Annotated in this window: 22 protein-coding genes; 16 read left to right on the top strand and 6 right to left on the bottom strand. The window is 66.0% G+C overall.

All coding sequences use genetic code 11. The features are described from left to right. The first annotated feature begins 29 nt into the window (after window positions 1-29). The 3 genes from AB4Z55_RS23415 to AB4Z55_RS23405 all read left to right on the top strand — a co-directional run bounded on the left by AB4Z55_RS23415 (window position 30) and on the right by AB4Z55_RS23405 (window position 2,908). A complete protein-coding gene (locus AB4Z55_RS23415; RefSeq protein ID WP_369520665.1) occupies window positions 30-788 on the top strand; it encodes an SDR family NAD(P)-dependent oxidoreductase in 759 nt (252 codons plus the stop codon). Beyond that, window positions 785-1,186, top strand: coding sequence for a VOC family protein (locus tag AB4Z55_RS23410; RefSeq protein WP_369520664.1), 402 nt, complete (start codon window positions 785-787; stop codon window positions 1,184-1,186). The genes AB4Z55_RS23415 and AB4Z55_RS23410 overlap by 4 nt, the downstream gene beginning before the upstream one ends. Before the next feature lie 150 nt (window positions 1,187-1,336). Next, a complete protein-coding gene (locus AB4Z55_RS23405; RefSeq protein ID WP_369520663.1) occupies window positions 1,337-2,908 on the top strand; it encodes an FAD-dependent oxidoreductase in 1,572 nt (523 codons plus the stop codon). Window positions 2,909-3,018: 110 nt separating this feature from the next. Here the strand turns inward: AB4Z55_RS23405 and AB4Z55_RS23400 are convergent, their stop codons facing one another. Continuing rightward, window positions 3,019-3,816, bottom strand: a complete 798-nt coding sequence (locus AB4Z55_RS23400; RefSeq protein ID WP_369520662.1) for an SDR family NAD(P)-dependent oxidoreductase — start codon at window positions 3,814-3,816, stop codon at window positions 3,019-3,021. Between the two features lie 128 nt (window positions 3,817-3,944). Continuing rightward, the gene (locus tag AB4Z55_RS23395; protein ID WP_369520661.1) at window positions 3,945-4,745 is read right to left on the bottom strand and encodes an IclR family transcriptional regulator; all 801 of its coding nucleotides are present in this window, start codon (window positions 4,743-4,745) and stop codon (window positions 3,945-3,947) included. A gap of 247 nt (window positions 4,746-4,992) precedes the next feature. Here AB4Z55_RS23395 and AB4Z55_RS23390 point away from each other — a divergent pair, with 247 nt between their 5' ends. The 10 genes from AB4Z55_RS23390 to AB4Z55_RS23345 all read left to right on the top strand — a co-directional run bounded on the left by AB4Z55_RS23390 (window position 4,993) and on the right by AB4Z55_RS23345 (window position 17,816). After that, window positions 4,993-6,090: a 2Fe-2S iron-sulfur cluster-binding protein gene (locus tag AB4Z55_RS23390; protein WP_369520660.1), complete on the top strand. Its 1,098-nt coding sequence runs from the start codon at window positions 4,993-4,995 to the stop codon at window positions 6,088-6,090. 132 nt (window positions 6,091-6,222) lie between these two features. Beyond that, on the top strand, window positions 6,223-7,413 hold the full coding sequence (locus AB4Z55_RS23385) for a Rieske 2Fe-2S domain-containing protein (protein ID WP_354560711.1): 1,191 nt from the start codon (window positions 6,223-6,225) through the stop codon (window positions 7,411-7,413). 38 nt (window positions 7,414-7,451) lie between these two features. Continuing rightward, the gene (locus AB4Z55_RS23380) at window positions 7,452-8,636 is read left to right on the top strand and encodes an acyl-CoA dehydrogenase family protein (protein WP_369520659.1); all 1,185 of its coding nucleotides are present in this window, start codon (window positions 7,452-7,454) and stop codon (window positions 8,634-8,636) included. A 28-nt stretch (window positions 8,637-8,664) separates the two neighbouring features. Continuing rightward, window positions 8,665-9,624, top strand: a complete 960-nt coding sequence (locus tag AB4Z55_RS23375; protein WP_369520658.1) for a VOC family protein — start codon at window positions 8,665-8,667, stop codon at window positions 9,622-9,624. Further along, window positions 9,621-11,222 carry a flavin-containing monooxygenase gene (locus tag AB4Z55_RS23370; RefSeq protein WP_369520657.1) on the top strand — a complete coding sequence of 534 codons (1,602 nt, stop codon included), beginning with the start codon at window positions 9,621-9,623 and terminating at the stop codon, window positions 11,220-11,222. The genes AB4Z55_RS23375 and AB4Z55_RS23370 overlap by 4 nt, the downstream gene beginning before the upstream one ends. Window positions 11,223-11,240: 18 nt before the next feature. Further along, on the top strand, window positions 11,241-12,218 hold the full coding sequence (locus AB4Z55_RS23365) for an alpha/beta hydrolase (RefSeq protein ID WP_369520656.1): 978 nt from the start codon (window positions 11,241-11,243) through the stop codon (window positions 12,216-12,218). Window positions 12,219-12,305: 87 nt separating this feature from the next. Next, complete coding sequence (locus tag AB4Z55_RS23360; RefSeq protein WP_369520655.1) at window positions 12,306-13,208, top strand: SDR family NAD(P)-dependent oxidoreductase; 903 nt, start codon at window positions 12,306-12,308, stop codon at window positions 13,206-13,208. Between the two features lie 20 nt (window positions 13,209-13,228). Next, window positions 13,229-14,113 carry an SDR family NAD(P)-dependent oxidoreductase gene (locus AB4Z55_RS23355; RefSeq protein WP_369520654.1) on the top strand — a complete coding sequence of 295 codons (885 nt, stop codon included), beginning with the start codon at window positions 13,229-13,231 and terminating at the stop codon, window positions 14,111-14,113. After that, on the top strand, window positions 14,110-16,116 hold the full coding sequence (locus AB4Z55_RS23350; RefSeq protein ID WP_369520653.1) for a flavin-containing monooxygenase: 2,007 nt from the start codon (window positions 14,110-14,112) through the stop codon (window positions 16,114-16,116). Before AB4Z55_RS23355 ends, AB4Z55_RS23350 begins: the two co-directional genes overlap by 4 nt. Continuing rightward, window positions 16,113-17,816, top strand: coding sequence for a 3-ketosteroid-delta-1-dehydrogenase (locus AB4Z55_RS23345; RefSeq protein WP_369520652.1), 1,704 nt, complete (start codon window positions 16,113-16,115; stop codon window positions 17,814-17,816). Before AB4Z55_RS23350 ends, AB4Z55_RS23345 begins: the two co-directional genes overlap by 4 nt. Before the next feature lie 56 nt (window positions 17,817-17,872). Here AB4Z55_RS23345 and AB4Z55_RS23340 read toward each other — a convergent pair whose 3' ends face one another. Then, window positions 17,873-18,688, bottom strand: a complete 816-nt coding sequence (locus AB4Z55_RS23340) for a mycofactocin-coupled SDR family oxidoreductase (RefSeq protein ID WP_369520651.1) — start codon at window positions 18,686-18,688, stop codon at window positions 17,873-17,875. A gap of 292 nt (window positions 18,689-18,980) precedes the next feature. On the opposite strand from AB4Z55_RS23340, the gene AB4Z55_RS23335 reads away from it, so the two are divergent. Next, window positions 18,981-19,529, top strand: a complete 549-nt coding sequence (locus AB4Z55_RS23335) for a flavin reductase family protein (RefSeq protein ID WP_369520650.1) — start codon at window positions 18,981-18,983, stop codon at window positions 19,527-19,529. A 391-nt stretch (window positions 19,530-19,920) separates the two neighbouring features. Further along, entirely contained in the window at window positions 19,921-20,799 is an 879-nt protein-coding gene (locus tag AB4Z55_RS23330; RefSeq protein ID WP_369520649.1) for an alpha/beta fold hydrolase, read from the top strand. A 66-nt stretch (window positions 20,800-20,865) separates the two neighbouring features. Here the strand turns inward: AB4Z55_RS23330 and AB4Z55_RS23325 are convergent, their stop codons facing one another. Both AB4Z55_RS23325 and AB4Z55_RS23320 read right to left on the bottom strand, forming a co-directional pair. Beyond that, window positions 20,866-21,564: a Dabb family protein gene (locus tag AB4Z55_RS23325; RefSeq protein WP_369520648.1), complete on the bottom strand. Its 699-nt coding sequence runs from the start codon at window positions 21,562-21,564 to the stop codon at window positions 20,866-20,868. Further along, a complete protein-coding gene (locus AB4Z55_RS23320; protein ID WP_369520647.1) occupies window positions 21,557-21,904 on the bottom strand; it encodes a hypothetical protein in 348 nt (115 codons plus the stop codon). The genes AB4Z55_RS23325 and AB4Z55_RS23320 overlap by 8 nt, the downstream gene beginning before the upstream one ends. 196 nt (window positions 21,905-22,100) lie before the next feature. Here AB4Z55_RS23320 and AB4Z55_RS23315 point away from each other — a divergent pair, with 196 nt between their 5' ends. After that, the gene (locus tag AB4Z55_RS23315; RefSeq protein WP_369521054.1) at window positions 22,101-22,718 is read left to right on the top strand and encodes a PadR family transcriptional regulator; all 618 of its coding nucleotides are present in this window, start codon (window positions 22,101-22,103) and stop codon (window positions 22,716-22,718) included. A 27-nt stretch (window positions 22,719-22,745) separates the two neighbouring features. On the opposite strand, the gene AB4Z55_RS23310 is transcribed toward AB4Z55_RS23315, so the two are convergent. After that, window positions 22,746-23,522, bottom strand: coding sequence for an IclR family transcriptional regulator (locus AB4Z55_RS23310; protein ID WP_369520646.1), 777 nt, complete (start codon window positions 23,520-23,522; stop codon window positions 22,746-22,748). Window positions 23,523-23,572: the final 50 nt, after the last annotated feature.

Raw genomic sequence — 23,572 nt, 5'->3', positions numbered from 1 at the left:
CATCGAGTGGCGACAGAAGGAGCAATCAGGTGTTCGATTTGACCGGACGGACCGCGTTCGTGAGCGGCGCGGGACAGAGTGTCGGCGAGGGAATCGCGAGAGTTCTCGCCAGGCAAGGAGCTTCGGTGATCGTCAACGACCTGCACGGTGATCGCGCGGAGAAGGTCGCCGCGGCGATCGTCGAGGAGGGCAACCGCGCCGTAGCCGCACCCTTCGACGTCGTCGACTACGGCGCCACCGTCGACAGCATCCGTGCCGCCGAAGCCGAGCTCGGCGGGCAGGTGAACATCGTGGTGAACAATGCCGGCGTTGCGGAAGGCCGAATGATCAAGCCTTTCCGTGACCTGGCGCCCGAGGAATGGCGAGCCCCCATCGACCTCAACATCTTCGGCGCGATGAACTGCATCAAGGCCGCGATCGATGGAATGTGCGACGCCGGGTGGGGGCGGATCGTCCAGATCTCGTCCGGCTCGGCGCGCACCGGTCAGAACATCAACCAGACGATGTACGCGACTGGGAAGAGCGGTATCGAGGGGTTCATTCGGCATCTGGCCGCCGAAACCGGCCAGTACGGCATCACCGCCAACATCGTGGCGCTGGGTCATCAGAAGAACCTCGAGGAGAAGATGCCGCCGGAGATGATCGAAGCAATCCTGAAGACCATTCCGATCGGCAGGCTGGGTGACCCGATCGAGGTCGGGGCGTTCTGTGCGTACCTCGCCTCCGACGAGGCAGGCGGCATCACCGGCCAGACCCTCGACTTCAACGGTGGGTCGCAGACGCGATGAGCGGCGGCGCGGTCACTCTCTCGCTCACCGCGATCCGGGTCGGCGATCTGACGAGGTCGGTCGAGTTCTACACGAAAGGTTGCGGTTTCGAGATGGAGCGCGAGTTCACGACGCCCTCGTTCACCGCGGCGATCGTCCGCGCCGGCTCGGCGGGGATCGAACTCATCCTGCCCGCCGACGCCACGGCCTCCGCACCCGCCGATCACGGTGACATGCTGCGCAAGTTCGTCCTCAACACCGACGACCCGGCGGCGGTCATGAGCCAGGCCTGCGGGCTCGGTGGCAGGGTGATCACCGAGGCCACCGAGTACCCCGAGTACGGCATGACGATCGGAGTGATCGCCGACCCGGACGGATACCAGCTGGAATTCGTCGGGCCGGTGCAGCCCGCAGGGTGACGAGGACCACTGAGCGGGAACGACGCGGTATGGGTCACCGTGAGGCCATTAGCGTGGCCGCTGCCGGTGGCGATCAGGAGCGCGCCGGCATGAGATCGACATCCGCGCACGCCGGGACGGCCGGTGCGGCGCGAGAACACGGAGTGCGCAATGACTTGGAACAGCAGTTTCGACGTGGTCGTCATCGGTTCGGGCGGGGCCGCACTGGCCGGCGCTCTCGCGGCGACCTCGCGCGGGCTGACGGTGTGTGTGGTGGAGAAGTCGGACCGGTTCGGCGGGACCTCGGCCTACTCGGGCGGCAGCGTGTGGTTGCCCGGCAACCACGTCCTCGCGCGCGACGGCGTCGAGGACTCGGTGGAGACCGGGCTCACCTACTTCCGAGGCACCGTCGGCGACCGAACCGATCCCGACGTGCAGCGCACGTTCATCGAGACCGGTCCGGTGGTTGCCGAGTTCCTCGAGAACGAGATCGGGATCCCGCTCGAACACCGGCCGTTCCCCGACTACTACGCGGCGCCGGGCCGAAAGGACCACGGGCGGAGCATTTTCGCCAAACCGATCACCGCCGACGAGGTGGGGGCTCGAGTCCACGACATCCGCCCAATGGTTCCGGCCGATCAGTTCGGCATCGAGATGGACCGTACTGTGCTCGACGGTGGGCAGGCCTGGATCGCGCGGATGCTGTTGGCCCTCGACGAATCCGGACGCGCAGAGCTTCACACGGAGACCGCCGCCGAGTCCCTGATCTCTGACGAGTCAGGTCGGGTCACCGGCGTCGTGGTCCGCAGTGCGAACGGCGAACGCAGGATTCAGGCGCGGGGCGGGGTCCTGCTCGCGGCCGGTGGCTTCGAACGCAACGCCGAGCTGCGACACGACCTTCAGCAGATGCCCTCGTCGGAGTGGACCTCCTCGCACCCGGACACGGGATCGGGCGACGCCCTCGCGATGCTCCGGAGCGTCGCCGCGGCACTGGATCTGCTCGACCAGTCGTGGTGGTGCCCGGCAACCCTCTTCCCGAACGGCCACGCGGTGTTCACGCTCGGTTTGCGGGCGGGGATCATCGTCGACGAGACGGGCAGCCGCTTCGCGAACGAACTGCTCCCGTACGACCAGATGGGTCGCGCGATGCGCGAACGGATGCTGGCCGGAAAGGGCGATGGGTTCTGGTACATCTTCGACGACCGATCCGGCGACGACCTCCCGGCGATCTGTGCGCCGTCCCCGGACCGAGCGGAGATGACCGCGGCCGGCTTGTGGCACACCGCATCATCGATCGACGACCTGGCGTCCGCGATCAGGATCGACGCCGCGGCGCTCACCGCAACGGTGGATCGCTTCAACCAGATGGCCGCGCAGGGCAGCGATGACGACTTCCAGCGTGGCGAGGACCCATATGGCCGGTTCTTCCTCGGTGCCCAGACGGCCGCCCAATGCCTGGTCGCTCTTGACGGATCGCGCTTCCACGCGGTCCGGATGGTGCTCGGTGATCTCGGCACGAAGGGCGGGGCGGTGATCACCGGCGACGGTGCGGTGCTCCGGTCCGACGGTAACGGCGTGGTGCCCGGACTGTATGCGGCCGGCAACTCCACGGCTTCGATCTCGGGAGAGGTCTATCCGGGTCCGGGGACACCGCTCGGTTCCGGGATGGTCATGGCCTACCGTGCCGTTGCGGACATGGCGGCGCAACTCGCCGGCGCGAAAACCGCGGCCGGACCAGCCTGACGTCGGAGGGGCGAGAGAGTCGGGGACCCTGGTCTGATGAGACCTCCGGGCCGTGGTGCAGGCAGCGAACGCGCACCACGGCCCGGAGTCGTGTCTAGGGGCTTGGCAACTCACATGTGAGCGCCGCCGTCGACGCGGATCTCGGTGCCGCTGATGTACGCCCCGTCATCGGAAGCGACCATTGCGATGACGCCGGCGACCCGGTCAGGGCCTGCCATTCCGGGGATGCGTACCGGGTCGGAGTCCGACGGGGCCACCGCGACCACCGGTTGGAGCTTCGCGAACAACGACGGGTCCGAGTCCTCCGGAAGGCCGGGCGCCGCCGTCATACTCGTCGAGATGCCGCCGGGAGTGATCGAGACAGCACGGACGCCCTGCTTGGCGAACTCGAGCGCGATGGTGTGCGTCATCGACTGGATGCCGCCCTTGCTGGCCGCATAGGCGGCCATGTAGGGGTGCGCGAAGCTGGCCGAGGTGGAACTGAAGTTGACGATCACGCCGCGGCCGCATTCGATCAGCGCCGGCAGCGACTCCCGGATCATCAGAAAGGTGCCGGTCAGGTTGATGCGGATGATCTGATCCCACTCCTGCAGCGTGACCTGCTCGGTGTGTCCACTGCGGAGAATTCCGGCGGCGTTCACCAGTACGTCGAGTCCGCCGAGGTGTTCGGTGGCGAAAGCGACGCCGTCCCGCACCGAATCCTCGTCACCGATGTCGATGGCGCGCGAGACGAACTGGTCCGGTTTCGCGACGTCGGCTGCGGCCTGCGCGGTTGCGGCGAGCCCGTCGCTCGAGACGTCGGCCCCGACCACGTTCGCGCCCTCGGACAGCAGTCGCAGCACCGTGGCCTTGCCGATCCCCGAACCCGCGCCCGTGACCAGGACACGTCGGCCGTCGAATCGATTCATCCGTTCCTCCTTCTCGTCGCCCCGTCCGGTACACGAGGGGCTGTGGGCCTCGATCGTGCCTCGGTACGGAGGGTCGCGTCGCCCACATCTCCCGCTAGGTGGGCGGTGGCGACAAAGGGAACCTCGAATCAGTGATCGGCGAGATCGGCTGCGACGCACCGGTCCCAGATCTCGCGCGCTGCGATCCGGACCGGGCCGAGTAGTTTGCGATGATCGATGGCTCCCACCGGACCGCAGATGGAGAGGCCGGCCATGTTGCCGTAGATGTGGTCGGGGGGCCCGATCGACACACCGACGCAGGCGATCCCCGGGAAAGCCTCTCCCCGATCGAACGCGCCACCACGATCACGGATCTGCGCGAGCTCGCTGTCGAATCGCGACGCCGTTGTGATGCTGAGCGCGGTGCGCCGGACGAGTGCACCGTCCTCGTCTGTATGCAGACCTCGAGGTGAGATGCGTCGCGGCGAGATCTCCGCGTAGGCGAGTACCACCTTCCCGAGCGCAGTCAGGTGCGCTGGGATGCGATGACCCACGGCGGTCGGGGTAGGGCCCGACAGTCGCCCGTTGACTTTTGCGAGGTAGACCGTGTCAGCGCCGTCGACGACGCCGAGTTGCATGGTGTAGCCGGTGCGCTGCGCGAACGCGTGCATCACCGGCCGGGCCCCTCTGAGCAAGCGGTTCTGGTTGAGTGCGGCCTGCCCGAGTTCGTAGGCCTTGACCCCCAGCTCGTAGGTCTGGTCGGGTGACCGCGCCAGCCAGCCCGCCTGGGCGAGCTGCTCGAGTAGACGATGGACCGACGACCGCGGCAGCTTTGTGCGGGCGGTCACCTGGGCCAGAGTCATGGGCCCTGCTCCGTTGAACGCCTCGAGCACCGTCGACACCCGATCCACCACGGAGATGGGGGTGTCACCCGTCTGTGTCGTCCTCACCTGACCTCCTCGATGTGACACTGATCACGATACCCCCGCGCCGGCGGACGCCCTCCGCCACCGCTGTTCAGCGACACCGACCGTCTCAGGCGAGGCGACCTCCTGTCGCCTCGTGCTCCCGGCCAGCGGAACGAGCCCCGATCGAAGCGTATCCGCCTGCTTATCCTTCGCGGAATGTCCGCGTGGTCGCGGACGGTCCGCGCGAGAATGCGGCCGCGATCCCGCACGAGAACCGATGAGGAGGCTCATGTCCAGCGACGCGATCGCCGACGCCGATGTGGTGACGCTGCCGGCAGTCGGAGCGACCGCCGAAGGAGGTCGTGGCCGACGTGTCCGCGTGGTCGGTGTCATCGACGAGACCGCCGACGCCCGGTCGATCGTGGTGAGTCCCCGGCCCGAGGACGCCGCCGAATTCGAGTATGCCCCCGGTCAATTCCTGACGGTCCGGGTACCCGACGTCGGTACGGGCAGTGCGCGGTGTTACTCGCTGGCGAGTTCACCGCACGCGGACACCGACGTGAAATTCACGGTGAAGCGGGTCCTGGGCGGGCACGGCTCGAACTGGATCTGTGACACCGTCGGAGTGGGGGACGAGCTCGAGGTCCTTCCGCCCGCAGGCACCTTCGGTCCGCGCTCGCTGACTGGACCGGTGGTGCTGGTCGCCGGCGGCAGCGGCATCACGCCGGTCATCTCCATTGCCAAGTCGCTGCTCGTCAGCGGTTCCGGTCACGTCTTCCTCGTCTACGCGAATCGCGACGAGGAGTCGGTGATCTTCGCTGCCGAACTCCGCTCGCTGAGCGAGCGGTTCGCCACGCGACTGACCGTGGTCCACATTCTGGAGTCGGTCCAGGGATACCCGACCCGGGAGGGGCTGTCGGCGTTGTTGCGGCCGATGGCCGATCGCAGCGTCTACGTCTGTGGACCCACGCCGCTGATGGATCTCACCGTGGACGTGTGCGCGGAGGTCGGCTTCCCACACGACCACGTCCACACCGAACGATTCCTGTCGTTGCACGGCAATCCGTTCGACAACGTCGAGTCGACGGAGACCACTGGCGCCGGCACCGGCGAGGTTGTCTGCACGGTCGAGGTGGAACTCGACGGCGAACGGCGCACCGTCGAATGGAAGGCACGGCAGAAGCTGCTCGACGCGCTGCTCGAGGCCGGCCTCGATGCGCCCTACTCCTGCCGGGAGGGCGCCTGCAGCGCCTGTGTCTGCGTCCTGAAAACGGGCGAGGTGACCATGGCGCACAACGAGATCCTGGCCGAGGAAGACGTGGCGGAGGGGTACATCCTCGCCTGTCAGGCCGAGCCGGTCAGCGACGCCATCGAGATCGAGTACTGAAACCGGCCGCCCGGGTTCTGAACCGGCTTCCCATTCGATGGGAGACGCACGTCACAAGTGGACCTTCCATTGCCAAGCTGAGCACACGCGATGCAGCGACGGAATGTCGCGAGAATCCGATCAGGAGGCCCAGTGAGTTCCACCACCGAAATCAACGACGAGGTAAGGGTCATCGATGCCGGAGCACCGCCGGAGCGATTCGCGCGCGGCTGGCACTGCCTCGGGTTGGTGCGTGACTTCGCCGACGGCCAGCCTCACCAGGTCTCCGCCTTCGGTACCGAACTCGTCGTGTTCGCAGGCGAAGACGGCACGATCAATGTCCTCGACGCGTTCTGCCGGCATATGGGTGGAAACCTGGCGCAGGGCACCATCAAGGGCAATACCATCGCCTGCCCGTTCCACGACTGGCGGTGGCGCGGCGACGGCAAGTGTGCGGCCATCCCGTACGCCAAGCGAGTCCCGCCGATCGCCCGGACCCGGTCCTGGCACACCTCGGAGGTCAGCGGACAGCTGTTCGTCTGGCACGATCCACAGAACAGCAAGCCACCGGCCGAGCTCGCGATTCCCGAGATCCCGACCTACGGCGATCCGGGGTGGACGGACTGGGTCTGGAACTCGATCGAGGTCACCGGGTCGCACTGTCGGGAGATCGTCGACAACGTCGTCGACATGGCCCACTTCTTCTATGTCCACTACGGAATGCCGACGTACTTCCGGAATGTCTTCGAGGGACACACGGCGACGCAGTCGATGCGGACACGGCCCCGACCGGATGCGGCGGGGGTCAGTCAGAGCACGAACTACAGCACCGAAAGCCAGTCGGACGCGACCTATTACGGTCCGTCGTACATGATCGACAAGCTGTGGAGCGGTGGCCGGGACCACGAGGATGGGCCGAACATCTACCTCATCAACTGTCACTACCCGATCTCGGCGACCTCGTTCCGGCTCCAGTACGGCGTCATCGTCGAGAAGCCCGCCGGGCTCGCCGACGAGCAGGCGGAGCAGATCGCCCAGGCGGTGGCCAAGGGTGTCGCCATCGGTTTCGAGCAGGACGTGCACATCTGGAAGAACAAGTCGCGCATCGACAATCCGCTCCTCTGCGAGGAGGACGGTCCGGTCTACCAGCTCCGCCGCTGGTACGAGCAGTTCTATGTCGACGTCGACGACGTGGCCCCGGAGATGGTCAACCGCTTCGAGTACGAGATCGACACCGAGCGCGCGCTGCAGTCGTGGCAGGCAGAGGTCGACGACAACCTCGCGGCCGGGCGCAGCGCGTTCGCGCCGAACCTGACGTCCGCCTCGGCCGAGTCGACATCCTGACCGCCTGCGGTCGACAAGACACCCACCAGGAGAACATCATGAGCTACGAAGTCCTCGACAAGATCGTCGACGGATCTGACGAACTGCGTTCCGGCGCCGAGGAATCGGACAAACTCGGCCGCCTGTCCGACGATGTCGCCAAGGGCCTCAAGCGGTCCGGAATCATCCGGCTCCTGCAGCGCAAGAAGTACGACGGGTACGAAGCCCACCCGAGAGAGTTCGCCGAGACCGTGATGAAGACGGGGAGCATCTACGGTTCGGCCGGCTGGGTCGGCGGCATCGTCGGAGTCCACCCCTGGCAGTTGGCCTTCGCCGACCCGAAGGTCCAGGACGAGGTCCTCGGCGGCGATTCCGACACCTGGCAGGCGTCTCCGTACATGCCCGGTGGCGTCGCGATCCCGGTCGAGGGTGGGTACCGCATGACCGGCCGGTGGCAGTTCTCGTCGGGAACCGACCACTGTGACTGGATCTTCCTGGGCGCCATGGTGGGTGGTGACGACGGCAAACCCCTGATGCCCCCGACCGGGCTGCATGTCATCCTGCCGCGGTCGGACTACGAGATCATCGACGACTCGTGGGACGTTGTCGGCCTGCGCGGGACCGGCAGCAAGGACATCGTGGTGACCGATGCCTTCATCCCGGACTACCGGGTGATGAGGTCGCAGGAAGTCATCGACGGCACCGCGGCCAAGGAATACGGCGTCACCGAGACCCTGTACAAGATGCCGTGGTCGACGATGTTCCCACTCGGTATCACCTCGGCGACCATCGGTATCTGCGAGGGCGTGCTCGCCGCCGGAGTCGACTACCAGCGCGAGCGAGTGAACGCAAACGGCACCAAGATCAAAGATGACCCCTACGTCCTGCACGCATTGGGTGAAGCCGCCGCGGAGATCGATGCAGCCCGGCAACAGCTGTTGAGCAACGTCGATCGGGTCTGGGACCTCGTCGATTCCGGGCGGAACGTCGACTTCGAGACCCGGGCAGCCGTGCGCCGCAACCAGGTTCGCTCGGCATGGCGTGCCGTGCGGGCCGCCGATGACGTGTTCGATCGTTCCGGCGGAAACGCTCTTCGGATGGACAATCCGCTACAGCGTTTCTGGCGCGACGCCCACGCTGGTCTGCACCATGCGATTCATGTGACGAGCACGACGTATCACGCATCGGCGTTGTCGTCGCTCGGAGTCGAGGTCCCTGCCGGACCGCTTCGAGTTCTGATCTGAGCCGGCGAATCCGAAGGAGCACAACGACATGACAGAGATCAAAGGTCTCGGCTATGTACGGGTTCTGGCCACCGACATGGACCGCTGGCGGGAACTCGGCTACGAAGTACTCGGTTTCGCGCCGGGTTCGGGCCCGGAAGAGGACGCGCTGCACTTCCGGATGGACGAGCGGCCGTCGCGGATCACCGTCGAGCACGCCGATGTCAACCGTGTCAGTGCGGTGGGTTGGGAGGTCCGTGACCACCTCTCCCTGCAGCGGTTGATGTCCACGCTCGACGCAGAGGGCATCGAGTACGCGCCGATGTCGCAGGACCTCTGTGACGCCCGCAAGATCGAAGCCGGCATCTCGCTGAAGGATCCAGGCGGCACGCCGCTGGAGATGTTCCACGGGCCGGCTCTCGATCACAGCCCGGTGATCACGAAATACGGTCAGAAATTCGTGACGGGCCAGCAGGGTCTGGGGCACGTGGTCATGCCGACCACGAACTTCGACGAGTCCTACCTCTTCTACACCGAGACGCTGGGTTTCCTTCCGCGCGGAGCTTTCCGGATGCCGTCGCCTCCTGGCGCCGGCCCGTTGCGCATTCGCTTCCTCGGCATCAATCAGCGCCATCACAGCCTGGCGATCATGCCGAGCCTCGAGGGCCGTGATCCCGGTCTGATCCACGTCATGGTGGAGGTCGACGAACTCGACGCCGTCGGGCGCGCCTACGACCAGGTGATGTCGCGCGACTTCCCGGTGTCCTCGACGCTCGGGCGGCACACCAACGACAAGATGGTGTCCTTCTACGTCCGCGTTCCGGGTGGTTGGGACATCGAGTACGGCACCGGCGGGAAGCTCGTCGACGAGAGTTACTACACCGCAGAAGAGATCACCGCCGACAGCTACTGGGGTCATGAGTGGATGTGGGCGCGCGAGGCGAAGGCGGCGGCACGCAGAGCGACCCAGGACGAAGAAGTGGCCCAAGAGGAGGAAGTGGCATCGTGACGATCAGGGACTTCGATCACGATGTGGTGGTCATCGGCGCGGGACTCTCCGGTCTCTACGCGGTGTACAAGCTCCGCGCACAGGGCCTGACCGTCCACGGGTTCGAGTCCGCCGAGGGCGTGGGCGGGACGTGGTATCACAATCGCTATCCGGGCGCGCGGTGTGATGTCGAGAGCATCGATTATTCGTACTCGTTCGACGACGATCTGCAGCAGGAGTGGACCTGGTCGGAACGATTCGCCACGCAGTCCGAGATCCTGGCGTACCTCGAACACGTCGCCGACCGGTTCGATCTGCGCAAGCACTACGACTTCCTCACCCGGGTCAACTCGACCGTGTACGACGAGGACTCCGCCCGGTGGACGATCTCCACCGACACCGGGCTGACTACGAGGGCGCGCTTCGTCGTCATGGCGACCGGGGTGCTCTCCGCGACCAACCGGCCCGACATCCCCGGACGAGACCTCTTCGAGGGCGAGAACTACCACACCGGCGAATGGCCGCACCACGAAGTCGTTTTCACCGGCAAACGTGTCGGGGTCATCGGCACCGGGTCGTCGGGTATCCAGTCGATCCCGGTGATCGCCGAGACGGCGGAGCAGGTGGTGGTCTTCCAGCGCAGCCCGAACTATTCGATCCCGGCCGGCAATCGGCCACTCACCGACGACATGATCGCCGAGGTCAAGGCGAATTACTCCGAGCGCAGGCGGTTGTCCCGGGAGAGTGGCGGCGGCACCCCGAACGCCCCGTACCCAAAGGGCGCGATGGAGGTCGACGACGCCGAACGCAAACGCGTCTACGACGAGTGGTGGCATCGCGGCGGTTATCTGTTCGCCAAGGCGTTCCCGGACCAGACGATCAGCCGGGAGGCCAACGACACCGCCCGTGAGTACGTCGAGGCGAAGATCCGGGAGATCGTCAAGGACCCGGCGGTCGCCGACCTGCTCATCCCCACCGATCACCCCATCGGAACCAAACGGATCGTCACCGACAGCGGCTACTTCGAGACCTACAACCGCGACAACGTGACCCTGGTGAACCTGCGAGCCACCCCGATCGAGGAGATCACCCCCGGCGGGGTGCGTACGACCGAGCAGGAGTACCCGCTCGACATGCTCGTCTACGCCACCGGATTCGACGCGATGACCGGTTCTCTGTCCCGCATCGACATTCGCGGTCGGGCCGGTCGGACCATGGTCGAGGAGTGGTCGGCCGGACCGCGCACCTACCTCGGTCTTGCCGTCAACGGGTTCCCGAACATGTTCTTCGTGACCGGTGCCGGAAGCCCGAGCGTGCTGGCGAACATGGTGCTCGGCGCCGAGCAACACATCGACTGGATCGCAGCGTGTATCGCCCATGTCGACGGACACAACGCGGCGACGATCGAGGCGGAGAAGGAAGCCGTCGACAGTTGGGTCGCGGAGTGTAACGCAAAGGCTGCCGGGACGCTCTTCCCCACCGCGAACTCGTGGTACATGGGGGCGAACATCGAGGGCAAGCCGCGCGTGTTCATGCCATACATCGGTGGATTCGGCAACTACGGGAAAATCTGCGCCGAAGTCGAGGAGGCCGGTTACAAGGGCTTCGCGATCTCGTGAATACGAAAGGGCTGCAGCATGTCTGAACGCAGGACCGATCTACATCCCGATGTCGAGGCGATGCTGTCGGCGCTGGAGGCCGGGTTCCCGGACGTGACCGAACACGATCCCGCCGAACTGCGTGAGATCATCGTGTCCCGGCGGGCGCCGTTGTCACGACAACCCGACATGGCGGTCGCCCGTGACGTCGCGATCGACGGACCCGATGGCGACGGTCTCGGAGTGCGAATCTACGTCCCGCACGGTCATTCCGACGATCGTCGAGGTGATGTCCGGCCGGTCGTGGTGTTCGCGCATGGCGGTGGCTTCGTGTTCTGCGATCTCGACAGCCACGACGAGTTCTGCCGGGTGATGGCGGCCGAGATGGACGCCGTCGTGGTGTCGGTCGATTACCGTCTGGCGCCGGAGAACCCGGCGCCGGCGGCGATGGAGGACATGTACCGGGCGATCTGCTGGACGGCCGAGAACATAGCCGGCTACGGAGGAGATCCTGCCCGGATCGCGGTCGCCGGCGACAGCGCCGGCGGCAACCTGGCCGCCACCGCGAGCATCGCTGCGCGCGACCGGGGCGGCCCGGCGATCATCGCTCAGGTCCTGCTCTACCCGGTCATCGACGACGACCTCGACACCGAGTCGTATCGGCGCTACGGAGTCGGTTACTACAACAGCACGAAAGCGATGCGATGGTACTGGGATCAGTACGCGCCGAACGGGCGTGACAGCGCCCGGATCATTCCCACGTGCGCGGCGTCGCTCGCCGGGCTACCGGCGGCGGTGGTGGCGACGGCCGAACTCGATCCGCCGTGCTCGGCCGGAGAGGACTATGCGCATCGCCTGCGCGAGGCTGGTGTCCCGGTCATCGAGCACCGGTTCGACGGATTGTTCCACGGGTTCTTGACCTTTCCGCAGCTGTCGCTGACACCGCCTGCGCGGGAGAAGGTCTGGCAGATGATGCGCGACGTCCTCGCGCAGACGGTGAACCAGCTCTCCCATTGAGTGGACCGGTACGGCCCACCGCCGCGGCACCGGGCCGAGCATAGGGCGAGATGTGAAGTCGAACACAGAAGGTGCGTAGAGGTGGTCATGACACAAGAGGTGGCGGGCCGGCGGTTGACGGGCAAGGTCGCTCTGGTCACCGGCAGCAGTCGCGGGATCGGCCGCGGAATCGCCCGCCGGCTGGCATCGGAAGGTGCGACGGTGGTCGTCACAGCTCGGTCGGCCAAGCCGTCACCGTCGGTGCGCAACGGTGAGAACCACGTGCTCGCCGGGTCGCTGGCCGAGACCGTCCAGGCGATCGAGGAAGCGGGCGGCACCGCCATCGCGATCCCGGCCGACCTGGAGAACCCGGTGGACCGTGACGGCCTCGTCGATGCTGTGGCAGAGGCCGCCGGCGGCATCGACATCCTGGTGAACAATGCGGGGTTCGCCGACTACAGCAGCATCGAGAACATGAGCGAGGAGACCTTCGACCGCACCGTCGAGCACTATCTGAAGGTTCCTTTCCTGCTGTCGCAGAGGGCGATACCGCACATGCGGAAGAACGGCGCCGGCTGGATCGTCAACATCGGGTCGTCCACCGGCTTGAGCCCGATCCGACCCTTCCGTGAATACAACAAGACCTCCGGCGACGTCATCTACGCCGCGACGAAGGCTGCGCAGCACCGGTTCACCCAGGGGCTTGCCGCGGAACTGCTCGACGACAACATCGCGGTCAACGCGGTCGGTCCATCGACCGCCATCCGGACGCCCGGCGCGGCGGCACTGCTCCCCGAGGGTTACGAGACCGAACCCGTTGAGTATCTCGCCCAGACCGTGCTGGAGATGTGCACGGCACCGGCGGTCGAACGTACCGGATTGATCGCGTTCAGTCTCCACTATCCGTGGGAGACCGACACTGTCGTCCGCACGCTGGACGGGCGCGGCGAGCTGCCGCGCCGCGAGCCGCCGTCGTGGAGCAATCCCAACATCCGCCCCACCGGGCTCTGACACGAGGAGTGAGCACCACGATGGGTGCTGTTGCACAACAGCGGTTCTCGACCGGTACGGCGGTGGTCACCGGGGCGGCCGCAGGCATCGGAGAGGGCCTCGCGCGCCGACTGGCATCTCTCGGGATGACGGTCGTGGTCGCCGACATCGACGCCGATCGCGCTGCCGCGGTGGCCGCCGACATCTCTTCGGGAGGAGGGCGGGCCGAAGGGCAGGGAGTCGACGTCAGCCGCGCCGATGAGGTCGAGGCACTGGCCGAGTCGGTGTTCGAGCGACACGGCAGCGTCGAACTGCTCATCAACAACGCGGGGATCGAATCGGCTGGTCTGCTCTGGGAGATCGACGAAACACGGTGGCGACGCCTCATGCAGATCAACGTCGACGGGGTGTTCTACTGCCTCCGGTCCTTCGTACCCCGGATGATCGAGGCGGGATCACCGGCGTGTGTCGCCAACATGTCGTCGGTCGGTGGGCTCAATGCGGTTGCGGTGCAGGGTCCGTACATCGTGAGCAAGCATGCGGTGCTCGCGATGACCGAGTGTCTTCATCAGGACCTGTCGATCGTGGGAGCCCCCATCCAGGTCAGTGCGATCATCCCCCACTCGGTTCGCAGCCAGATCTTCCTCGCTGCTCAGCGGGAGGCACCGACCGACAACCCGACCGCCAACGCGGTCTTCGACGCCATGCAGCGCGACAACGTGACCAAGGGGCTCGATCCGCTCGACGCCGCCGAGCACATGATCGAGCAGATCGCCGAAGGCGAGTTCTGGATTCACTCAGACGACGAGATGTGCACGGCCGCCGCGCATCGGCGTGGCCGGCAGCTCCTTGACCTTCTCCCACCATCAGACCCACGAGACATGCTCACCCGCATGGGTGTGCCGCTCCCGGAAGGCAGACCATGACCGAGACCATCTCCGCAGGAATTCAATCCGACGGAACCGAATCCGACGGGGCCCGTGTCGATCCGGACGCTCTCCGCGAGATCCTCACCGAATGCGACCCCGCGCCGCTGCTCATGTCACTCGTCCATCTCACCGGGGACACCGCACTTCTCGACGAGTTCGGAGCCAGGCTCGAGTACTCCCGTCCCGGAACGCACTACGGCACCCCGACGCCGGGCGCCCTACCTGCCGGGCAGTATCCGCAGGATGTGGCCGACGACGTCCGGGCCCGGGCGCTGGAGGTCCTCTCCGGCTCCGATCTCGTTGCGCAGCTGGAAGTACCTGCACCCGACCTCTTCAGCGCGATGGCCCGGGTGGCCACCTCGCAGGAGGTCGACGAGGAGTTCATCCCGCTGCTGCGCGAACAGGCCGGTTTCGTCACCGACGAGCGGTATGTGCCGGTGACCGCGACGCCGCCGACCGACTTCGAGGTGATCGTCGTCGGCGCCGGTATCACCGGTATCAACGCCGCGATCAAGTTGGGCCAGGCGGGCTTCTCGTACACGGTCTTCGAATCCCGAGACGAGATCGGCGGCACCTGGACCCGCAACACCTACCCGGGCGCGGCCGTCGACACGCCGAGCCACTACTACTCCTATTCGTTCGAGCTGAACCCGAACTGGTCCCGGTACTACCCGACGGGCCCCGAATACCAGCAGTACCTGCTCGACGTGGTCGCCAAGCATGAGCTCCGCGAGCATATTCGGCTGGAGACCTCGGTGCAGTCCATGACGTGGTCTGAGGAGGATCAGGTCTGGGAGGTCGTGACCCGCGACCGCTCCGGCGCCGTCGAGCATCACCGGGCCAAGGCCGTGATCTCGGCGCTGGGGATGCTGAACTCTGCCAACATCCCTGACGTCCCGGGCCTGGACACTTTCGACGGTCGTGTCGTTCACACCGCCGAGTGGGACGCCGACCTCGATGTCACCGGCAAGCGAGTCATCGTCCTGGGAACCGGTTGCACGTCGGTCCAGGTCGTGGCGAGCATCGTCGACAAGGTGTCGGCCCTCGACGTGGTCGTCCGCACCCCGCACTGGATCGTCCCCGAGCGCACCGTCGTCCACGACGTGCCTGCCGGACAGCGCTGGGCGCTCGAACACCTCCCGTTCTACAACCAGTGGTTCCGCCTGCGTTCCTACTGGTTCGCCTCGGACAATCTCTACCGCTTGCCGCGCGTCGACCCCGAGTGGGCGGCGAGCCATTTCTCCGCGTCGGCCGAGAACGACATGGTCCTGAAGAACGCCCAGAAGTATCTGCGGGACAGCTTCCCGGACCGTCCCGACCTCATCGAGAAGTTGACGCCGGACTTCCGCCCCTACGCCAAGCGGATCGTCAAGGATCCCGGCTTCTACGCAGCACTGAAGCGCGACCATGTCTCGTTGCATCGCGCCTCGTTCGAGCGGGTGACCCCCGACGGTGTGCACACCACCGCGGGCGAGTTCATCCCGGCCGATGTGATCATCCTGGCCACCGGTTTCACGCTCGACTTCACGACGAAGATCGACATCGTCGGGCGGAACGGTGAGAAGCTGGCCGACGTCTGGAAGGGCGGCGAGGATCCGCGCGCGTACAAGGGCGTCCAGGTGTCCGGCTTTCCGAACCTCTTCGTGACCTCGGGTCCGAACTCGGCGCCGAATCACGGGGCCGGACACAACATCACGAGCGAGGAGCAGGTCCACTACGTGGTGGAGTGCCTCCAGTATCTGCTGGAGCACGACTACGCCTCCATGGATGTGCGGCCGGAAGTGCTCGAGGAGTACAACGCCGAGGTCGACAAAGCCCTCGACGAGACGGTCTGGGTGCACACCGGTGGACCGGTCAACAGCTACTACCGCAACAGCAGCGGACGTGCCATCGTGCCGTGTCCGTGGCGTCTGGTCGACTACTGGACCATGATGCGCGAACCCAATCCCGCGGACATGACGTTCGTGGCCGATCGAAAGTCTCTGGTGACAGTACGATGACCACCCCGAAGGAAGCAGTGCGGACGGTAGACCTGTTGGTCGTGGGCGCAGGCACCGGGCTGGCGGCGGCACTCGCCGCGAACGAGCTCGGGTTGTCGACCCTGGTGGTCGAGAAGTCGGAATACGTGGGCGGTTCTACTGCCCGGTCAGGTGGCGCGTTCTGGATACCCGGTAATCCCGTACTGACGCACGAGCAGCCGGAGGACACGACCGAGGTGGCCGCGACCTATGTGAGATCGGTCGTCGGAGACACAGCGCCACCGGAACGCGGTGCCGCCTTCCTGGATCACGGATCGGCGACGGTCGAAATGCTCTCGCGCACGACACCGATGAAATTCATGTGGGCGACGGGCTACTCGGACTACCACCCGGAGTTGCCGGGCGGCTCCGCGGTCGGTCGGACCTGCGAGTGCAAGCCGTTCGATGCGGCTCAGCTCGGACCCGAACGCGCGCGTTTGCGTCCGGGCCTGATGGAGGCGTCGCTACCCATGCCCGTCACCGGTGCCGATTACAAATGGCTGAATCTGCTGACCAGTGTCCCGCGAAAGGCGTTGTGGCGTGCTGTGAAAGCGCTGTCCATCGGGCTCGGCGGACTCGCTCTCAAGAAGGAGTACGTGGCCGGCGGCCAAGCTCTGGCCGCGGGCCTGTTCGCCGGAGTCGTGCGTGCCGGGATTCCGGTGTGGACCGACACGCCGTTGCTACAGCTGCTCTCCGACGAGGGCCGGGTGACGGGTGCGGTGGTGTCCCACAACGGCGTCGAGACGGTCGTGCACGCGCGCAAGGGTGTTGTCCTCGCCGCCGGTGGATTCGATCACGACATGGAGATGCGCCACAAGTTCCAGTCCGAACAGTTGATCGACGGGATCAGCTTCGGGGCCACGACGAATACCGGCGACGCCATCAAGATCGGCCAGGAGCTCGGAGCCGGACTCGCGTCGATGGACCAGGCGTGGTGGTTTCCCGCGGTGGCGGCGGCCCCGGGTGGGTCACCGTCGGTCCTGCTTGCCGAGAGGTCCCTGCCGGGTTCGTTCATCGTGGACGCCTCGGGCCGCCGGTTCATCAACGAAGCCGTGGACTACATGAGTTTCGGTCAGCGCGTACTCGAACGCGAGCGTGCCGGGGATCCGGTCGGCGAGATGTGGCTCGTCTTCGATCAGAAGTACCGGAACAGCTATGTCATGGCGGGCGGTTTGTTCCCGCGGCAACCGCTGCCCCAGAATTGGTATGACGAGGGTATCGCGGTCGCTGCGGACGATCCGCGCGATCTGGCGGTGCGTATGGGGGTCGACGAGTCCCGCTTCGTGGACACCTTCGATTCGTTCAACGCCGCCGCCGAGGTGGGTGTCGACCACGCCTTCGGCCGGGGTGCTAGTGCCTATGACCGCTACTACGGCGACCCGACAGTCACACCGAACCCCAATTTGCGCTCCCTGCATCGTGATTCGTTGTACGCGGTCCGCGTCGTGTTGAGCGATCTAGGGACCTGCGGCGGCTTGCGTGCCGACGATCGGGCGCGTGTGCTGCGCGAGGACGGTTCGGTGATTGACGGTCTGTACGCCATCGGCAACTCGGCCGCCAACGCATTCGGCGCCACCTATCCCGGTGCGGGCGCGACGATCGGCCAGGGACTCGTCTACGGGTACATCGCCGCCCTCGCGGCCGCCGGGCGTCTGCCGGAGCCGGCGGAAGCCGCTCACTGACAACTGAACACGAGAAGGGCCCCGATGGTCATCGGGGCCCTTCTCGTTGACGAATGTCAGCGCGCGTTGAAGCCCGCGTCGACGGGGAAGGTCACACCGGTGATGTACTTGCCGGCGTCGCTGACCAGGAAGGCGATCGCGTTGGACACGTCGATCGGATCGATGAACGGCACCGGCATGATGTTGCGGACAGCGTCGAAGTCGGCGTTCGGATCGCTGTAGAACTGTTCGATGATCGGATTCTGGATCATCGGCGTGGCGACACCCGTGGGGTGGATGGTGTTGACCCGGATGTTCTGCGGGCCCAGCCAATTGGCGTAGTTGCGCATCAGGCCGACCACGCCGTGCTTGGCGGCGGTGTAGGCCGCGTTCACCCCACCCATGCCGCCGGTGCCCTTGAGGCCTTGGCTGGAGCTGGTGATCACGATCGACCCGCCCTGGTTCTCGAGGAGGCTGGGCACAGCTGCCGCGACCGTGTTGTGGACGCCGTTGAGGTTGACGTCGATGACATCGAGAAATGCCTCATGGGTGTTCACGTTGACGCCCAGCGGCATGATGCCCGCGTTCGCGAGCACGATGTCGACGCGTCGTCCGAGGGTCTCCTCGCCGCGTGCGAGTGCCGACGAGACCGCTTCCGGGTCACGGACGTCGCCCTGCGAGGCCACGATCTTGCCGCCGGCCGCCTCGACCTCCTTGATCGTGATGTCCAGATCGTCCGGCGTCGACATCGCGTACTCGACAGTGGAGATCTGCGCGCAGAGGTCGATCGCGATGATGTCGGCGCCCTCGCTCGCGAGTTTGATCGCGTGACTGCGGCCCTGACCTCGTGCAGCGCCGGTGATGAAGGCTACTTTGCCATCGAGCGTTCCCATTGTTTCCTCTCGGTCCCGACCCCGTGACTACTCATTCGCTGTTGTTGTTCCCCTGGTACGCAGTGCATCTGCTGACCAAGGGCCGGTCCTCCGCAGCGGAGGATTCCGGGTGAACGCTACGAGGGCGAAAATGCCGGGCCAAGACGAGTTCCTGATCAGTGGAACGACGCGGACGTCGAGCGATATCGACGAGTCGCTTGTCCATCCCGGCCAACGGGAATCCCGGCGCGCGTGACGATACGGGGAACTATGGTCGCCATCACATCGGTGTCTACGCGAGGAGATGGGTGTGATGACATCAGGTCCGGATCGGGCAGTGCGCACGGGCGCTGACGGCGGTGCCGGCTTGCCGGAGGTCGACGGACAGCTCATGCGTCGAGTGCTCGGTCACTTCGCGACCGGTGTGGTTGCGGTGACCGGTGTGGACCCCGGCACCGGGGAACCGACCGGTCTGGCCGCCAACTCGTTCACCTCGGTGTCGTTGGACCCGCCGCTGGTCGCGTTCTGTGTCGCGCAGACGAGTTCGTCGTGGCCCCTTGTCCGCGCGTCAGGGCGGTTCACCATCAACATTCTCGCGGAGGCGCAGGAGCACATCTGTCGGCAGTTGGCCGCGCGTGGCCGGGAGAAGTTCCGGGGCCTGGGCTGGGCCCCGTCGCCGTCCGGTGCGCCGGTACTGACCGGGACCCTGGCCTGGATCGAAGCGGAGATCGAGGACGAACACGAGGCCGGTGACCACACGATCGTGGTGGCCAGGGTTCGTCATCTACACGCCTCTGATCAGGCCCCGTTGCTGTTCTTCCGTGGCCAGTACGGACGCTTGTCCGCGGTACGAGCGGGTTGAGCGAGAAGAGGGGAGAACACCGTGACGATGACTCCGTTGGACTGCAGGGGTTGCGGTCGGATTGTGCGCGTCGAGAAGTTCAGCGCGGCACACACATCCATCGAGTGGACCTTCGACGCGCGTGAATGCCCGTTCATCGCCGCGTTGGCGGATTCCGATGCCTTTGGATCGCACTCGCGTAAGTGTGAACAGTTGCGAAGGACGATCGATCAAGCCGTCGCCGATCACGAACTGACCGAGTCCGTGCTGGAATTGCCCGCGGCAGAACAGCTCCCGAGGTTGCACTGAATTCCGTCATCGTCTTCGACGCGGCTGCCGCGACCGGCCCCGCGTGTGCCGGTGAACGGGAACGGCGATCGTCGTGTCGACACGACGGTGGCACGCTCGACTGATGACGATCAACGGCGATACCCGAACCCCAGACCAGACCGCCCCCGAGCTCCGCGAGTTGACCACCGAGCACGGCGTTTTGCGCTACCGCGAGGCGGGTGACGGTCCACCCCTGGTGCTGCTCCACGGATCGGGCCCCGGAGTCACCGGCTGGCGGAACTTTCGCGGAAACCTACCCGCGCTTGCCGCGCACTTCCGCACATACGTGCTGGAGTTCCCGGGCTTCGGGGTCAGCGACAGCTTCGGGGCTCCCCATCCGATGATGTCCGCGCAGACCGCGGTCACGGCCTTCCTCGACGGACTGGGTCTCGACCGCGTGCGCATGATCGGCAACTCCATGGGCGGGTTCATCGCCACCGACTTCGCGCTGAACGCGCCGGATCGCGTCGAGCGTCTGGTGACCGTCGGCGGCGCCGGAACCAATCTCTACGGCCCGCAACCGGGCGAGGGTATCATCCGTCTCAGCGAGTTCGTCGAGAACCCGACCCGCGAATCATTGGTCGCCTGGCTCAATTCGATGGTCTACGACCGCTCGCTGATCACCGAGGAGATGGTCGAGGAGCGGTGGGAGCAGGCGACGGACCCGGACACGCTGGCGAGTTCGCGCGCGATGTACGGCTCGGCAGCCTTGCAACGAATGTCCGATGCCATGCGGACCTCCGAGGCGACACCCGGTTGGGCAAACCTGCGCAAGCTCCAGGTGCCAACCCTGATCACCTGGGGTCGTGACGACCGGGTCAGCCCAGTGGACATGTCGATAATCCCGATGCGGACTCTTCCCCACGGCGAGGTCCACATCTTCCCGAACTGCGGCCACTGGGTCATGATCGAGCAGCAGAAGGCATGGGAGTCGGTGGTTCTCGCGTTCTTGACGCGCTGACGGCTCTCGGTGGCGGACTGCGAGCGCCCACGGGACATCCCGTGGGCGCTCGCACGTCTCGGTGTTCTACCGCGCGGAATCCACCGAGTCGGCCAGCTCGACAGAGGGCACCACAGTGTCGTCGGCGGAGCAAAAACTGTGGCAGACACGCTCTCTCACGATGCACCGTGGGTTCTCGGGGTCGAAGAACGCGTCCACCGACGCCCAGTGGATCGGGTGGTCCATGTATTCGCCGAGCAGCCCGTCGACGTCGGAGAACTCTTGTTCCCAGACGTGCGTCCACCGTGAGTCACCGCCCGCCTCGGCCACGTGGCTGAGCTGCCACGCCCGCATCGAGGTGACATACCGCGGCATCCGCAGGAGCGTGCGCTCGAACTCGTCGATCTGTCGGTCGGATGCCGTCTCGTCAACCCGCAGGAGCAGAGTGCGATAGACGGTCCCGTCCCCGGTGTGCTGCCGCCGGCCGGAATCCCCGGGTAGGCGGGTGTTCCCACCGTGATACTCGACCGAGTTGACGCGAGCGACCGATGCCCCCGAGGTCGCCCAATCGACATCGGGGCGGCCCCGCCGCCACTCCTCCTCGGAATCGAACTGTAGGTGGACGATTAGGTCTCCGCCGTTGCGGACACCGGCCAGTGTCGGCGACACAAGGGTCCTGCGCGCTTCTGTCGCCGAGGCGGCCATCGTCACGCGGTCGACCACCGCGTCCAGTGCCCGTGGATCGTCGGGGTCGGTCAGGTGGATCAGCCGGGTGATTTCATACATCGCAGAGTCCTTCCACGTCGCCTACATCGGCCGCCATGGAACGGAAGCGCTCGACGATCATCGGCGCCTTGTCGGTCCACCATTGTGCGGGAGCGGGGTCGTGCCGGGCGGCGACCATGGTCTGCCACCAATTGCGTGGTCCCTGCACCGACCAGGTCGCGGTCACGGTGTTGCTGGCGTCGTCGAGCCAGACCGGTGGGCTGACGACGATCCGGTCCAAGGTCAACCCCCGGCGCGTGGCGGCAGGTGCGTATTCATCCAGATAGGCGTCGACGAAGTCGCGTGCCGCACCCGGTTTGAGGACGACCTGATCGACAACGAAGATGATTCGGTCGCTCATGGACGATCACGGTATCCGGCCGGTGAACGACCTGCTGGTCGATCTCCCGGTAGCCGGGAGGTGAGCGGATCGGCGCAGTGCGCTCCCGGTGGCCGGGAAAACAGACGTCTGATCACGGCCGGCTCGTTGATAGTGTCGCCTGGTGAGCGACGATCCACATCCGAACCTACCGGCGACGAGCTGGGCGGTGCTGGGCATGTTGTCGTTCGGCGAGGAACTGACCGGCAACGATCTCAAGAAGTGGGCGGACTGGAGTATCAGCTTCTTCTATTGGAGTCCGTCGGTGAGTCAGGTCTACGCCGAACTGAAGAAGCTCGAGGACCAGGCGCTGGTCGTGTCTCGGAAGGTATCTGACGAGGGGGTCCGGGGACGGCGCGTCTACGGCATCACTGATACAGGTCTCGACGCGTTGCGTAGCTGGTCTCGTTCGGCCGACGTCGAGATCCCCGTACTGAAGCACGGGGTGATGTTACGTCTGTACATGGGGCATCTGCAGACGCCTGGGGAACTCAAACGTGTTGTGCGTGCGCACATTGCCAACCTTCGAGAGGCCGCCGATCGGGCTGCGCTGCACGCCGAACACTCCGAGGCCGAGCCCGGCTGGGCCTTCTCCCAGATGAGCCTGCGGTGGGCGCAGCGCTATTACCGGTCCGAGATCGAGCTCGCGCAGGAGTTGTTGGACGAGATCGATTCTGCTGCCGAGCGATTCGAATCGGCCGCCGACCACGACGATCGTGGGCTGCCGATTCCGCGGAATCCCGGGGTCTGGCGCGATGTCCCGGCCGATTCGAGCGACCCCGCGCAGCCGGGCTGACCAAGCGGCGCGGGCGGCAAGGGGGGATCAGCCCTCGGCGAGCACTCGCGCCGCCGTGGGCATCGACCGCATCAGGTTGCGCCGCTGAAGAGTCGGGGTGACCCGGGTTCCGTCGCACATGCTGCGCCAGATGGCGCCGGCGGTCAGGCGTACCGGGGTGATCATCGTCGAATCGAAAACCAGGTCGCGTAGGGGCCCACACACCGAGACCGCTGTGGTCGCCTCGCCGATCGGTCCGATCGGCGCGGCGATACAACCGAAACCGGCGACGGATTCGTTGCGCTCGACGGCGATTCCATGCTCGAGAATCAGATCGGCGCCGGGCATCCGGTGTCCGGAGTAGGCGAGCAATGCCCGCCCCAGCGCCGATCGGCGTGCGTCCCTACGACCCCCGATCCGGGTGGGCACGAGGGGCGCCAGCCGGCCGCCGATCTTGTCCAGGTAGACGACATCGTCACCGTCCAGGACGGCCAGGTGCACAACCATGCCGGTCGTCCGATAGAGCTGATGCAGGTGTTCGGTCGACGCGGCGTGCACACGGTCCTGGTGAACGGCCAGCGATCCCAGTTCGACGAGCCGGATACCGAGGCTGTAGCTGCGGCCGTCTCGGCTCAGCCACCGCAGGGCGACGAGCCGCTCGAGCATCCGGTGCGCCGAGGATCGCGGCAGGCCGGTCCGGAGCACGATCTCGGCGAGACTCAGCCGGTCCCGGCCGTCGAAGGCGTCGAGGACGAGCGACAACCGATCGAGAATTGCGCTCGGCGCTGACGGGGCGTCGTCGGCGATCTCGTTCGAGATGGACATACCGTCGCTCCTTGTTCCGGGCAGCATCGCCCTGACGTGGCTATTTCTAT

Source organism: Gordonia sp. ABKF26 (genome assembly GCF_041103195.1).
GTDB classification, from domain to species: domain Bacteria; phylum Actinomycetota; class Actinomycetes; order Mycobacteriales; family Mycobacteriaceae; genus Gordonia; species Gordonia terrae.
The sequence above is the reverse complement of the archived record's forward strand: the minus strand, read 5'-3'. Positions and strand labels throughout refer to the sequence as shown.